This window comes from Paenibacillus sp. S-12 (assembly GCF_030363895.1).
Taxonomy (GTDB): Bacteria; Bacillota; Bacilli; order Paenibacillales; family Paenibacillaceae; genus Paenibacillus_B; species Paenibacillus_B alvei.
This window is the reverse complement of the sequence record NZ_JASIUF010000011.1, coordinates 297,115-311,722: the sequence shown is the minus strand read 5'-3', so window position 1 is coordinate 311,722 and position 14,608 is coordinate 297,115. Positions and strand designations below refer to the sequence as shown.

Here is a 14,608-nt window from a genome sequence, read left to right as displayed (position 1 = left end):
AGTTATTGCTTCATGGGTTTGAATGGCAGTGTCCAAATGCTTTTTAAGAACATTTCTAATTTCCGGCGTTGCGGCTTCTGTTATGGCAACCGCCAAATCTTTAACTCCGGATTTAGCCGTTATAAGCATGTCAGAGGCCACGATTTGATCGGACATCCCGTTCATTCCAGCAAGGTTTTTCAGCAAGTAATTCATCGTTCATTCATCCACCTTTCTGAGAAAATTCAATTTATTGTTGTATGCGAGACAGAATGTTCTTATAGTCGGCTATCGCTTGAGCTGAATTTTGAATGTCAGTTTCCATCAATTTTTTTAACTGTTCGCAGGAAACCAAATTGTACATGGATGCAGTTTTATTCATACAAGTGTTTTTGAAATTCATGAGCTCATGGACTTCCAATACCTCATGGGTGGCCAGTTGATTATTCAACAGAAAATCCTCCTATCTCGTTCATGTAAATTTAGATACAGTTTTTGAATCTTTAAGTAATGTGCTCTAAAGCAGGGCTAATATTCACCATATCGAAAGCGTTGAATAATTATTTGGGATGGCACAAATGCTCGTCCGTGGTTATGCCATTTCTGTAACAGAGACGGCTACGCACGCTTTAAGAGCAGTAATGACCCGACAAATAAATACCGCCAGCTTCTTAAACTCAGGAGCATAACGGCGTTTTACGCTTAACATTTTCTTGATAGAGCAGATGCTTAACGATGAAGCATTCATCCCTTGAATCATATAAAAATTGGGTATTTAGGCATTCGCATAAACAACTCCCTCTAGCTGTTAATACACTGTTTGTAAACCCATAAGGAGGTTCAAAATGGCGAATGTTAAAGTAAGTCCTACATTTCGAAGATTATGCAATCGTTTTGCAGCGATTTTGGGAGGGGAGCATGAAATTGATCCTGGGCCTGTCTGTTTCGTAAGCAGAGCAAGAAATCTGCGCGCAACTATTTTAGGCAGACGAACAACTTCTCCACTTGTGCGGTATCAGTTGTTTTCGTTCGAATCTCTGGATAGACAGGGTCGCGCACTTTGCCTGGGAGAAACCGCAGTTTTCCAGAATCAAGCCAATCGATTGATTCGAAATCTGCAGCGAAACGGCATAAAGGTAACAGCCCTTCACAATCACTGGTTAAATGATAACCCTCGATTAATGTATATCCACTGGGAGTCCATTGACAATCCGATCGCGTTTGCCAAAAAAACGAAACGTTCCATCGCTTTCCTAGGCTAAACAACTAATAAGCAACCGTTCTCCTTTATAGGTCAAAAGCTTATATTCACTGTAAAGATGACTAGAACAAGGGGCTGTCACACAGCCCCTTGTTGTCATTCTCCTTCCCATTCCAAGTATGTCTGTTGATTTTTTTTGCGTATTGGTTTTTTACACAATTGTTTCGCAATGGTATATCCGATGAGATACGCTGCCGAGGAAGTATTTCCATCGACTGTGAAAGGTACGATGGACGCATCTGCAACAATCAAATTTTGTACGCCATGTACTTCACCTCTACGATTGACGACTCCTCCCTTAGATAATGGGGCCATACGGAGAAATTCTTGTTGATGGTGATTATGATCGAAATTATCTTTAATAAATTGTTCGAGCCTGTCATCATTATCAATGATATCGAGCGTAGGCGAAAGAAGTTTATAAGAGGAATCAATCCGTGCAAGCTCTTGAGCAATATTTCTTATATAAATTCGATAGATTCTTTTTATAGCCTCCATATCGTCTGGATCTGTGAGAAAGCCCTCGTCCGCCAATACAATATTCAGCGGATCAGGGCTTTGTATGCGGATCGAACCTCTACTCTTTGGCTGCAAGTACAAAATCGCGATTGTCAACCTGTCTTCGGATCCGATGCCAATAAGCTGAACCGCCCGTTGATCCGGATCGATTCCGGATGGATCAGGCAGGAAAGCTCCTCCCGTATATAGTGCGTTTGGATCGAGGTCAGGGAGGGGGCGATCATTCGAATTGGCAGTGAATACGGCAAAATTCAAGGTATGGTTTTTTAACCGTTGTCCCACATTGGGATTATCAACGACGATAGGGATTCCCGCCTTTTTCAACACTTTAGCGGGGCCAATTCCAGATAGCATCAATAACTGCGGGCTATTAATTCCTGCCGATATAATTACCTTCTTGCGAGAATATGCACAGACACATTTACCGTCCTTCAAAAATTCGACTCCAATGGCACGTTTTCCGGAAAAGAGAATGCGGAGAGCCGTTGTCCGGAACATTACCGTAAGTTTGCGGTTATTAACACCCCGACCAGTCGGCGTCATAATATCCGGAGATAGGAAGGCAGTTGAAGAACTTTCCCTACGGCCATCGGGTTGTTGATATAATTGCCAACGGGTAAATGGCCCTAGCGGAGTATCGGGATCATTATAGTCAAGAATTGTGGGATACCCCGTAGCCCGCTCGATCGCTATCGTCAGCTTGCTTGCCATGGCTGTAGGAGTTTCAGGCGCTTGGCGAATGCTGATTCTTCCTCGATAGCCGCGTGCATTTTTATTGGTAGTTTTCCCGTTATAATGCTCTAATCTTTTGAATCGGCGTTTCGCTTTTTCAGGTGACCATAAGGGTCCAAGCAGTCGTTCCCACTTTTGGAGCACTTCCGTTGTCGGTCGTACATATTGCTCTCCATTAATTGAGGAACCGCCACCCAAGAGACGCCCTGTAGTCCACTCGAAGGAGCGGTCATCAATACCTTCTTGAGGAACGCCTTCTCCTTGCCAAAAGTAGTTCGGAAAGAAGTTTTCTTCAAGTTCCGGAGCAAAGGTCGAATCCATAATCGGTGTATCTTTATCATGATTTCCGCCTGACTCTAACACAAGTACAGAGGTTTGATGGTCGTCAGTAAGTGTCTTTGCGATAACAGCTCCAGCCGGACCTGTACCTACAACAATGTAATCATACGTTAAATTCTTTCTCATTAGTGATCTCCCTCTAACGATTTGACTTATTCAGCATATTATGTCGTTCCCACAAATGTGCCTATCTAAGCTAAGGAAGATTGCAACGATTTTAGCCATTCGCCGTGCTCTAGTATAAAAACACAACATAGACTACTGCTATATAGAAACAGGTAGAACGAACCTTCTTATTCAAAATGAGGGAGAGATTGATCGCAATGGAAATCCCAATTTCAGGGTTTATTTATGAGTCTGAAGAGAAGAACATGCATCATTCACATAAATTATATATTACATCTTGGAATGGAAGGCCTGTTCATGTACACGATTTTTCCGGGATTACCTCGGTAGATATTGGGCATCGCCACGAATATGCCGGAACAACAGAACCTGCGCCAAATGACGTGCAGCATACTCATGAGTACTATGCAGAAACCACATTTAATGACGGCCATACACATGTCATCAGCGGTAGAACGGGACCCGCTATTCCGGTTCCACAGGGAGGCCATATTCATTTATTTCAAGGAGTAACAACCGTAAACGGACGCATTCCTCATGCTCATCATTATAAAGGTCAAACAGGAATTGAGATTAATCGAAGAGCTTTTTGAAACTTACATCCCTGTTAAAGCCACTGCAATGCCAAAATGAATTGCTTGGTTATGGGCGATTCATTTTTTGACCAAGGTGGGACAAGCCATTTTAGACATTTAAATCGAAACAGCCTTAACGTTAACTTGTTGACATCACCTGCTTTCACAGGGAGGGGAGTAAGTAACCGAGATTATGGCATCGCTCGCTCAACACTACTTTGTGGCTACGAGTTTCGTTTTTATTGTTCAGGTTATGCTTTCATCCGAAGTTCGTTATAATGGATACAGTGCGTTAGGAAAGGAATGTATTCATGAAGAAAGTCATCGTAGTTGGAGCAGGAATTCTTGGAGCATCAACAGCATACCAGCTAGCCAAATTGGGGGCAGATGTTCTTATTGTAGACCGCAACGATAGTGGACAGGCTACGGATGCCGCTGCCGGCATTATCTGCCCATGGCTGTCTCAGCGGCGCAATCAGGCCTGGTACCGGTTAGCCAGGGAAGGAGCACGTTATTACCCTAAGTTGATTCAAGAACTTACAAGCGAGGGCGAAACCGATACTGGCTATGCCAGGGTTGGAGCGCTTTGTATTCATGATGATGTAGATAAGCTAAGAAAGATGGAGGAGCGGGCGTATAGTAGAAAGGAAGATGCACCAGAAGTCGGTAATATTACTCCGCTAAATGAAACAGAGACCCGTAAGCGATTTCCGCTGCTGGCAGGAGGCTATCATTCCGTTCATATTAGCGGCGCCGCCCGTGTTGATGGACGAGCGCTGCGCGATGCGTTGCTGCGATCGGCACAGCGTAACGGAGCTGCTATGATCCAAGGAGATGCCGTGCTTCAGTATAAATCGAAACGGGTGACAGGGGTGATGGTAGGCGATGAAAGCTTTGCATCTGATATTGTTATCGTATGTGCGGGGGCATGGGCCAATCCACTATTTAAGCCATTGAGCCTTCATTTTCAAATAAGCTACCAAAAGGCACAGATCATGCATCTGCATGTTCCCGATCAACAAGATACCGGCTCCTGGCCGTTAATTATGCCGCCAACCGATCAATACATGCTCGCATTCAATCAGCAAAAGATCGTAATCGGTGCCACTCATGAAAATGAGGTAGAAGGCTACGATACAAGAGTAACAGCAGGCGGAATGCAGGAAGTTCTGAATAAGGGCCTTACATTGGCACCCGCTTTAGCTAACTGTACCGTACAAGAGGTTAGAGTTGGATTTCGTCCCTTTACACCAGGTTACCTTCCGGTAATTGGCGCTGTGCCTGGTTGGGAGGGACTTTTGACGGCCAATGGACTGGGATCATCCGGTCTGACGGCAGGTCCTTATTTGGGAAGCCAGTTGGCAAAAATGGCACTCAACATGGAGCTGGATATCAATCTTGAGGATTATGATATTCGCAAAGCAATCGGTGAAAATGAAATCTAATAGTTTTCATGTAGTCCACATTTAAAAGAAACGCCGTAGCTTCTCAACTCGGGAGCATAACGGCGTTTTTCACTTTACATACGTCTTGATAGGGCAGATGCTTAATGAAGAATCATCCATACCTATATCAGACAATGATGACTTTAGAAACTGCATCGATTGCGGTATCTTGTAATTATATTCAAATATTCTCGATAGCCCCATTTGATATAATGGATATTACGCTTTTCATGGATTCGATAGTCCGACTCTTTTGATGAGTACGGAAAATAAATTTATAATGTTGGGAACGCAGAGTTTGGAATCTAATCGCTTATCATTATTGAGAAACCAATGCCAGGGGAGAGCGAGGCTAATATATGGACAAGCCTAAAATACTGATCGTCGAAGATGAAGAAAAAATTGCCCGCGTGCTGGAACTGGAGCTTGCATATGAAGGGTATGAGGTTGGCAAGGCATTAGACGGTCTGGAAGGGTACCGCATGTTTCAGGAGCAGTACTGGGATCTGATACTGCTGGACGTAATGCTGCCCGGCATTAGCGGAATCGAGCTGCTGCGTCGTATCCGTTCCCATGACCCGCATATCATGGTCGTGATGCTGAGCGCTAAGGACTCCGTAGAGGATAAAGTATCGGGCCTAGATCTCGGAGCCAACGATTATGTGACGAAGCCTTTCCAGATGGAGGAGCTGTTGGCACGCATACGCGCCTCGCTGCGCATGCGGCGTAAGACTCCGGCCGCCGAGATCCAGCCTGAGTGGATTACGGTCGCCGATCTGAGCTTGAGCGAACTTACGCATGAAGTAAAGCGCGGGGAAGACCGGATTGAACTGACACCTCGCGAGTTCGAGCTACTCGCATATCTGATGAAGCATGCCCGACAGGTATTGAGCCGGGAGCAATTATTGGATGGCGTGTGGGGATATGGCTATTACGGAGATACGAATATTGTGGATGTATATATTCGTTACGTTCGCCACAAGGTTGACAAGCCCTATCATACAACGTTGATTCATACTGTGCGCGGCGTAGGCTATGTACTGAGGGATCCGGGATGAAGCTTAGAAATAAAATAAATCTTTACACAGCGGTATTGTTCATCGTGCTCATACTGATCGTGAATACAGCCATTTATTATATGTTCAGCAACATGATTTTGAATAGCGAAGCGAACAGAGTGGCGGGTGAAGCGCAGCAGGCGTTAACGGGAATCAATCAGACAGGCACCTCAATACCGCCGGATGATCTATTGCGGGCCTATGTGCCGCTTCGCGGCATTCTCCAGATCGTCAATGCGGACGGAAGGCGGGGCGCGGCGGTTGCGGCGCCAGAACTGAAGGAGCTTCGCGAGTTTCCCGTTGCTTATTATCGCCAGGAAGAGCGCAGCATTGTCGACGTCCAGGGCATTCCGCATGTCTTCGTGTCGCTTCCAATTGTCTGGCAAGACGGCGAGGTAGCCAATCTGCAGGTCATGGAAAGCCTTAAGTCCACCGCTGATATGCTCCATATCTTGCGGGTGGTGCTTATTCTGGTGTCCGGGGTTGCCATCCTTCCTGTCCTGATTTCGTCCAAGCTGCTAAGCAACTTCATTACCCGGCCAATCTCATCGATGATTGCAACAATGCGGGATATTCAGCAGAGCGGGCGATTTAAGCGGATTCCGCTGCCGAAGAAGTCCAAGGACGAGCTCTACCAGATGGGTATCACGTTTAATCGTATGATGGATTTGTTGGAGGTCAATTACGAGAAGCAGGGCCAATTCATTTCCAATGCATCCCATGAACTGAAAACTCCGCTCACAATTATCGAATCCTATGCATCCCTGTTGAAAAGAAGGGGGAAAGAGCAGCCCGAGTTGTTTGATGAATCTGTTGAGGCGATACATTCGGAAGCCATTCGGATGAAGGATCTGACCCAGCAATTGCTGCTGCTGGCAAAGCATGACGAGATGTGGACGGTCACAGTAGAAACCATTGATCTGGGACAAATGATCGAGGAGTGGGTTCGCGCTTTCCAGAAGGCCTACCAGCGCGATATCTTGCTGCAGCAAGAATCAGACATAATCGTGGAAACAGATGTTCAAAAATGCAAACAGCTGTTTTATATTGTGATGGATAATGCTCGCAAATATAGCGAAGGATCAATCGGAATCAGTGTCACAAAAGCTGGGACAAAGGCGGTTGTCGAGATTAGCGACAGCGGGATCGGTATCCCAGCGGATTCGTTGGACAAAATTTTTGATCGGTTCTACCGGGTAGATAAGGCTAGAACAAGAGCAACGGGCGGCTTTGGCCTGGGATTATCGCTGGCTAAGGAAATTGTCGAGGTTCTGGAGGCCGATATTCACATCGAAAGCATGGAAGGCCGCGGCACGAAAGTTCAAATTTCATTTAAGCAGGCACAATGAAGGGGAGTTTGTGACACTGCTGCTATCTTAACGATTTCTCGTGGTGCTCATTTATAGGGAGCAATTATCTTCGAGATATTCCGGAAATAGGGAGGCACATAGTTGAGAAAAGCATGGCTAGGCACGGCCGTAATTGCGTTTTTTGCCATTGTGATCTGGCAGCTTGTTCGCCTGCTCTCCTTTGCCGAGCCTTTATCCGCCGTGGAGGCGGCCAGCAAGGTCAAAAATATGTACAAAGGGGAGATCGCGGGAGTCGTCGAGCTCTCTAGCGCCTACCGGGTTACGATGGTGCTGGATTCGGGAACATATGTAGTTAGTATTGAAAAGAATAACGGAAAAATTAAGGGTATGGCTAGGACAAAGAAAACCGCGCTTAAACCGGAGGCCGAGCCGCCTGCTGTGCAGTCGGATAAGCAGAAGCCTCCCACGGCGGCGAAGCCGGAGCCGAAAAAACGAATTTCAGAGAAAGAAGCGATCGCTATTGCGCTCAAGACAGTGAACGGGAAGGTCGATGACATTGATCTGATCCAGTCAGGCGGCATCGCTTATTATCTTATCGAAATAGATCAGGAAGACGGCGCGGATGGAACCGTTCAGATCAATGCAATAACCGGGGAAGTAAAATCCGTAACCTGGGATGATTGAGACCGGTACCGAATGTTGGCCGTTTCTCATCGATTTCTCATTTATCTTTTCTTAAATCCTCATTTTCGTTGTCTATAGTAAGGGTACATCTATTGAAGGAGGCAACATAGTATGAAACGCAAAATTATTGCAGGCATTGCAAGTCTGCTATTGGTCGGAGGCGCCGTAGGTGCGGCCGCAGCCGCAGGCACGGCTAACGGTTCTATGAAGGATCCGTCACACGGAAGCCGGCAACTGCTGACATCGAAACAGGCGGAGGAGATTGCTCTTCGACAAGTAAATGGAGACGTGCGCAGCGTAGAGTTGAAAAAAGAGAACGGCCGGATGTTATTTGAGGTCGAAATCAGAACGGCAGGCAGTCAGGATGACGACGAAGTGACATTGGATGCCGTGTCCGGCAAAGTGCTCAAGGTCGAACGGGATGAAGACAATGATGCGAATGTGCGCCAGAGTGTACGCCGCCAAACGCAAAATCGCCAGACTGACATTTCGAAGGAGCAGGCAGTCGCCATCGCTCTTCAGGAAACGCCGGGCAAGGTTACTGAGATCGATTCCGACAAGAACGTTTACGAAATTGAAATTCGCAATGGAAATCGCGAAGTTGAATACAAGATTGATAAGTACACGGGCAAAATTGTGGAAAAAGAGGCAGATGACGCCGACGAGCATGAGTGGGACAATGATTAATAATGATCAGATGAAAGAGGGGACAAGTTCCGCTCTTTGCTATTTCCGAAAGATTCAATAACGCAGTGTGGTGCGAGACCTCTTTCAATGAAAAGCGTTGATATGATCTGGCATATAGCAATATTTATTCGATGCTTCAACTGACGCAATCGCCAAGTATTGTTCGATCAAAAATGAAATCCCATTGAAAAGGTCATCGCGTCTCGCGCACCATAACGCCAATCGATGTATTGCACATTGCACATCGATTGGCGTTTTTTGGGGGAATAAGCATGAATTTAAGCATTCGCTGTCTCCCAAAAATAACGAAACATAAACTGATATTATATAGAAACATGCTTGAAGGGGATATTGATATCCATAGAAACCTCAATTTCAAGGTTTATTTATGAGTCCGAAGAGAAGAACATGCACCATGCCCATAAATTATATATTCCATCTTGGTGTGGACAACCTGTTCACATTCACGATTTTTCCGGGATTACCTCGGTAGATGTCGGCCATCGCCTTGAATACGGCGGAACAACAGTAAACGGACGCATTCAATCCTCATATTTATCATTATAAAGGCCAAACAGGAAGTTAGAGGCGAAATGCTATTTGGTGCTTCATCAAGAGACGAGAATCTCTGGCTATGAAGTAGCCAAAAGGGTATCCGTATCCCGAACAAATGTATATGCAGCGCTCCGGTCGTTAACGGATAAAGGAATATGTCGTATGATCGAATCCGATTCCGTCATGTATGATGCCGTGCCAATCGATCAATTATCACCATCTTTTTACAGTTGGCAAGGGAGAAGTGCAATCGAGAGCGCAATTCGACGGCTCGCTGCCAACGCGACTAAGAGCATAGTCGTTGATGTGTGGGCCGAAGACATTCATTGGGTAGAAAATGCTCTAATCAAAGCAGAGCAAAGGGGAGTAGCCGTAACTTTGATTTCGATCGGCGCAGTGAATAGCAGTCTAAAGAATGTAATCGTTCATAAACGAAACGACGAATGGATAACGTAGAATCAAGAAAGTTTTCCATGCTCTGCGATAATTCAGCTGCACTTCTCGGAAGCTTTGGTCAGAAATTTGCGCCGTCGCTGCTGGAAACCAACCATCCCTCGCTCACTGAATTACTTCAAAATGCCTTCTATCATGATATTATGATGGAACGAATCGAGCTCGACTTTAACCGAGAACTGTCCCAGAAATATGGAGAACATTATGAGCAAATCCTTCGCATATACAAATCATATTTTTAAACGTCATCGTATGTTAACGTAGGCTGCCCTCATCTGCGAAGGCAGCTTTTTCGCGTTTAAAAGTGCCCCGGCAAAATACGTAACCCAAAATATTCTTGTACGTATAATGATAATAATTGTGAAGTCATGCATATTGAACAATCTTATCAAAGTCGAGGGAAGACATCTGATGAATGAAGCAATCATTGATCATGCCAATGCAGCGTATCAGCATGCTGAGGAGAAAGCAGCACAATATTTTGCAGTACTCCATGAACAGTTAAAGAAGAAGACTTACATCACTAGTTTATCCGAAGATATTCGATTGTGGAAAAAGAACCATTTTCCTCGTCATTCATGGTTGTCCATCTTTTCAAAGACCAAGAAAAAGCCGTCTACGAAGGAATATCACCGATATATTCAATGGCTGGATCAGTCAGGTAAATTAGAAAATTACTTGCATCGCAGTGTATCTTATATGTATATGAGAGATCTCGGCAAGACTCTGGATTCTCCTGATACACAGGCAAAAATTACACGTTTCGTTGCCGATATTAAGCAGCAGCTAACTAAACCTATCCGTAATCGTGATGAGATTCAGCCAGAGTTGATGAGCGTGGCTAGATTATATCGATGGGCTCAGAAGGAAGGTATTGAAGAAGAAATTATATGGGTCATCAACAAGCTTGACGCTGTATCCTCCCATATTCCGAAGGAAATGAATGCAGAGCATGCCCAGCGTAAGCTGATTAAAATCATAATCGGTGTTGTCCTTCATATGAAGGACAATATGGACGACAACACTCCAGCATTAGAGCGTGCCAAGCAACTCGGCGAAGCCATCAGACTGGGATATAGCTATGGACTGACCTATCCGTTCATTGACGATCTTCTAGATTCTGGAGCATTAACTACCGAAGAAGAAGAACAATACTCTAACATGATTCGAGAGGCGCTGCTTACAGGAGTGGTGCCGGATATCGGGGAATGGCAGGGGAAGCACAACGAAATCATTCATTTTATTCATTCCGAACTGCGGGAGGCATTCAAATATATTAAGGAATATCAAAGACCTCAGACTGAACGCCATTTTTTTGAGCAATCCTATGTGTTTTTTTGTGCCCAAAACATAGATCGTGTCAAGGATCTGGCAAATGCAAATTATACAAATGAAGAGCTTTATATACCCGTCATATTAAAATCATCATCTTCACGCTTGATCGTCCGCTCTGTTATTCGTGCGCCTGAGGATGCAGGGTTTGAACAGTGCACCTTTTATTATGGAATTTATAATCAACTGGCGGATGATTTTGCAGATATGCTCGATGACTTGCAAGAGGGAGCGGTAACGCCCTATACCTATTATGTAAAGTACCGTCAACAACGAACGGATCTCATTAACCCATTTGAATTATACTGGACAGTTATCTCCCACATCATTCATCATGTTCATCGCTCTGACACCGCTACGCGTGAGGTAATATTGGATCGGGCAATCAATAGCTTGAAGCGCTGCAAGGAGCGTGTCGGTGCCGCGAAGTATGAAGAAATCATGGATATTTTCGCAGTTGGAGATTCAGCCTTTCATCTACTTATTCAACAAATGGTGCAACAGGCAGATGACGTGGATTTCTTCGACAAGCTGCTTCGAGATCAACTCGTTCTTCAGCTTGCGAATAACCGGAAAGAAAAGGAACATTTCCAGGCTTTGATTGCAACGATTCGGAAAGAGATTGACAGCATACTGCACTTGACCAAGCCTAGCTCGCTTCCGATAGAGGATCCGCTATTTGATGCGGCCAATTACAGTCTCAATGGAGATGGAAAACGAATACGTCCGATATTGACTTGGGTAATGGGCGTGAATGAGTATGGGCTGCAGCCGGCGGCACTCGTGCCCCTGCTAAGATCATTGGAATTTATGCATACGGCTTCCTTGATCTTTGATGATCTTCCGTCACAGGACAATGCAGCTACACGAAGAGGAAGACCAACCTTGCACCGTGTATATAACAGCGCCACAGCGGAGCTTACCGCTCTATTGTTAATTCAAAAGGCTATTCAGGAACAATCATCTTTAGACAACTTTGATGCTGCGACCGTCCTGAAGCTAATTCAGTATTCGGCACGCAAAGCAGAAGAATTATGCAGGGGCCAATCCATGGATCTGCAATCAAAAGGCATGCGGCTGACCTTAGAGCAAATGAATGCGATTTGCTACTATAAGACTGGTGTTGCCTTCGAAGCATCCCTAGTTATGCCTGCTATTCTTGCCAAGGCTCCAGAAGGCGAGGTTGCCGTATTGAAGAAATTTGCCTATCATGCAGGCATTGCTTTTCAAATTAAAGATGATTTGCTCGATATAGAAGGGGATATGAACGTGCTTGGGAAACCGGTTGGACAGGATATGGAGAACAACAACTCGAATTTTGTATCCATCCTAGGTGCAAATGAGGCAAGAAAGATGATGTGGGAGCACTACTGTCTGGCCGCGGAAGCGTTGCATGAATTGCCGCGAAATATTGCTTTCCTGAAGCATCTGTTACATTATCTCGTAAATCGATTACGCTAATAACGGGTGTCCCCAGAATCTAATTCTATGTAAATGATAAGAATCTGGGGAACTATTTGTTTTACCACATGAAATAAGTTATATGATTTCGATTATTCTTCTTATCATTCCGCACTCGCAACCTTCTCGACATCAGAAGCTTTCACGAAGACGAAGCGGTGGTTGAAATAGATTCGGTAGAACATTTCTTTGCCTTTAATGTGCTTATTGGTTGCATAAGGGTCTTTCGTGAATACTGGGGCGTCGTAATAATCGCCATTGACCTTTTCAACGGCAACATAGGACTGCCCCTGGGCAATCGAGTATTGCAGTGGTGCCAGCTCATTCGGCTTCATATCAGCAGCATAAGCCGCTGCTTCCGGGTAGGCCGCACCATAGACCGGAATAGAAGCCGCGCCTGCTTTTGGAGTGATTAGCTCTCCTATGCCCGCAACTGCATTGTTTCCTAACGGGTTATAGAACCATGCCTTCTGTCCGCCGTACCAGATTGCAGTCCAATTTCCAAGCTCGCCTGCGAGCGAGAAGGTTTGCCCCGTCGTTGCTTTAGCGCCTATGCTGAGTCCGTCTTTCTTGTCTTGAACGGCAAGGGCAGGGTCATCAAGGAGATCAGCGTCAAATTTAGGCTCCTTGTATAAATAAACGAAGTTCGTCGGCTGAAGAGGCGCATCCTTGACTAATGGCAAATTACTCTTAAAATTAGGCTTGATTGTCACGATGTCCTTGAGGCGATGCACGGTGCCGAGCGGTGCTCCAACCAGCTCCATGTAGTGCTCCCAATCCCAGAATGGGCCAGGATCCTGATGCATTGCCGCTGTTCGCTTCGGAGTAAGCCCCGGTATTTCATTGTGACCAATAATATGAGCGCGATCAAGCGGAATATCATATTTTTCGCCTAAATAATGAACGAGTGCGGCAGAAGAACGGTACAGCCTTTCAGTAAACCAGGTCGCTCCTTCCATCGCATATCCTTCATGCTCGATGCCAATGGAATGCATATTGAAGTAGTAGTTGCCAGCATGCCATGGGACGTCTTTGTTATTGACCATTTGTGTAACATCGCCATCGAAGGAACGAACAACATAATGGGCGGCAACACTCTTTTTGGGATTTGCAAATATACCAATTGTATCGCGGTACGTTTCTTCGGTGTCATGAATGACAATATATCGGATATCAGGTCCGAATTTAGGACGATCTGCTAGATCATAGTTGGAATAGTCTGACGAGTCAATCCCGTTCTGCTGATAGGCTGCAGGAATAGATCTGCATGGAAGAAGGCGAGGGCAGTCCGCATTTTTCGTTATCGTTGAACGCAGGTGCAGGGTTTGAATCGATTCAACGTTGGGCTTGACATTTCTGGCTGGCATCCGAAGCGATTGTCCTTCTGGCGTCTTTCGCGAAAGCCCTTGCTGAATCGAATGGTAGACTTGATCCGCAAAATCCTGAGCGTAATACAACTCTTGTGAGCCGCTGTATTTGGCAATAGCACCATACCAATCGGAATCCGATACAGGCAGTTTGCCTGCGATGTCCTTCGCATACTTCGCCAGCAGAGCAGCTCCGCCTCGAATGTTCTCTACAGGATCCTTCTTTAGAAAGATTGGATTTATTTTTAGGAGTTGGGCTGCTTCAGGGAGAGTATGATGGCTCGAATCGTCTATCGATTCTAGTGTACTCCCTTGGTCAGCGGTTCGATTCTGTTCTTCTGGCTGCTGTTTCGATACATCAGTCAAATGCATAATGCCGAACCCACCCGATGTGCTTGGCTCGCCATTATGATGCTCCCACCGCGTAAGGTTATAGGAGACTGACATCAAAATTTCCACCGGTACACCGAATTCCTTAGCCGCAGATTCGAAGGCTTGTTGCAGCGAATTCGACATGTCTTGCTCCGCATAGACAGAAGGTACAGCACTGAAAGGAACAGGTAGTGCAGGCGTGAATCCTGCGGTCGCCAACGAGGCGACAGCGAGTGTAAGCGACAGCTTTCTCCATTGGATTGTGTGAAGTAGTTTCAATTAATTCCCTCCCATAACATAATCATCATAAAACTGTGACACCGCTTTCAAAAAACGATGGGCATCCACATATC

Annotated in this window: 12 protein-coding genes and 1 pseudogene; 9 read left to right on the top strand and 4 right to left on the bottom strand. The window is 45.5% G+C overall.

Going from position 1 to position 14,608, the window contains the following annotated elements; translation table 11 throughout:
- Together NO352_RS11355 and NO352_RS11350 are read right to left on the bottom strand one after the other, a co-directional pair.
- A partial coding sequence (locus NO352_RS11355; RefSeq protein WP_289355693.1) for a spore coat protein occupies positions 1-195 on the bottom strand: 195 nt, incomplete at its 3' end.
- Between the two features lie 34 nt (positions 196-229).
- Positions 230-430, bottom strand: a complete 201-nt coding sequence (locus tag NO352_RS11350) for a spore coat protein (RefSeq protein ID WP_241734733.1) — start codon at positions 428-430, stop codon at positions 230-232.
- 394 nt (positions 431-824) lie between these two features.
- On the opposite strand from NO352_RS11350, the gene NO352_RS11345 reads away from it, so the two are divergent.
- Positions 825-1,241: a DUF1259 domain-containing protein gene (locus NO352_RS11345; protein ID WP_268620233.1), complete on the top strand. Its 417-nt coding sequence runs from the start codon at positions 825-827 to the stop codon at positions 1,239-1,241.
- Positions 1,242-1,336: 95 nt separating this feature from the next.
- On the opposite strand, the gene NO352_RS11340 is transcribed toward NO352_RS11345, so the two are convergent.
- A complete protein-coding gene (locus NO352_RS11340; protein WP_289355691.1) occupies positions 1,337-2,956 on the bottom strand; it encodes a GMC family oxidoreductase in 1,620 nt (539 codons plus the stop codon).
- A gap of 197 nt (positions 2,957-3,153) precedes the next feature.
- On the opposite strand from NO352_RS11340, the gene NO352_RS11335 reads away from it, so the two are divergent.
- The 8 genes and pseudogenes from NO352_RS11335 to NO352_RS11300 all read left to right on the top strand — a co-directional run bounded on the left by NO352_RS11335 (position 3,154) and on the right by NO352_RS11300 (position 12,516).
- A complete protein-coding gene (locus tag NO352_RS11335) occupies positions 3,154-3,549 on the top strand; it encodes a YmaF family protein (RefSeq protein ID WP_268620231.1) in 396 nt (131 codons plus the stop codon).
- Positions 3,550-3,842: 293 nt separating this feature from the next.
- Entirely contained in the window at positions 3,843-4,976 is a 1,134-nt protein-coding gene (locus tag NO352_RS11330) for an NAD(P)/FAD-dependent oxidoreductase (RefSeq protein WP_268620230.1), read from the top strand.
- A gap of 359 nt (positions 4,977-5,335) precedes the next feature.
- Positions 5,336-6,034: a response regulator transcription factor gene (locus NO352_RS11325; protein WP_268593689.1), complete on the top strand. Its 699-nt coding sequence runs from the start codon at positions 5,336-5,338 to the stop codon at positions 6,032-6,034.
- Entirely contained in the window at positions 6,031-7,383 is a 1,353-nt protein-coding gene (locus tag NO352_RS11320; protein WP_289355690.1) for a sensor histidine kinase, read from the top strand. The genes NO352_RS11325 and NO352_RS11320 overlap by 4 nt, the downstream gene beginning before the upstream one ends.
- A gap of 102 nt (positions 7,384-7,485) precedes the next feature.
- Positions 7,486-8,028, top strand: coding sequence for a PepSY domain-containing protein (locus NO352_RS11315; protein ID WP_289355689.1), 543 nt, complete (start codon positions 7,486-7,488; stop codon positions 8,026-8,028).
- Between the two features lie 111 nt (positions 8,029-8,139).
- Positions 8,140-8,715 (top strand): PepSY domain-containing protein, encoded by a 576-nt coding sequence (locus NO352_RS11310; RefSeq protein ID WP_289355688.1) that lies wholly within the window; start codon positions 8,140-8,142, stop codon positions 8,713-8,715.
- A gap of 600 nt (positions 8,716-9,315) precedes the next feature.
- Positions 9,316-9,965: pseudogene (locus tag NO352_RS11305) on the top strand (TrmB family transcriptional regulator).
- Between the two features lie 169 nt (positions 9,966-10,134).
- Positions 10,135-12,516 (top strand): polyprenyl synthetase family protein, encoded by a 2,382-nt coding sequence (locus NO352_RS11300; protein ID WP_289355687.1) that lies wholly within the window; start codon positions 10,135-10,137, stop codon positions 12,514-12,516.
- 104 nt (positions 12,517-12,620) lie between these two features.
- Here the strand turns inward: NO352_RS11300 and NO352_RS11295 are convergent, their stop codons facing one another.
- The gene (locus NO352_RS11295; protein WP_289355686.1) at positions 12,621-14,534 is read right to left on the bottom strand and encodes an N-acetylmuramoyl-L-alanine amidase; all 1,914 of its coding nucleotides are present in this window, start codon (positions 14,532-14,534) and stop codon (positions 12,621-12,623) included.
- Positions 14,535-14,608 lie beyond the last annotated feature (74 nt).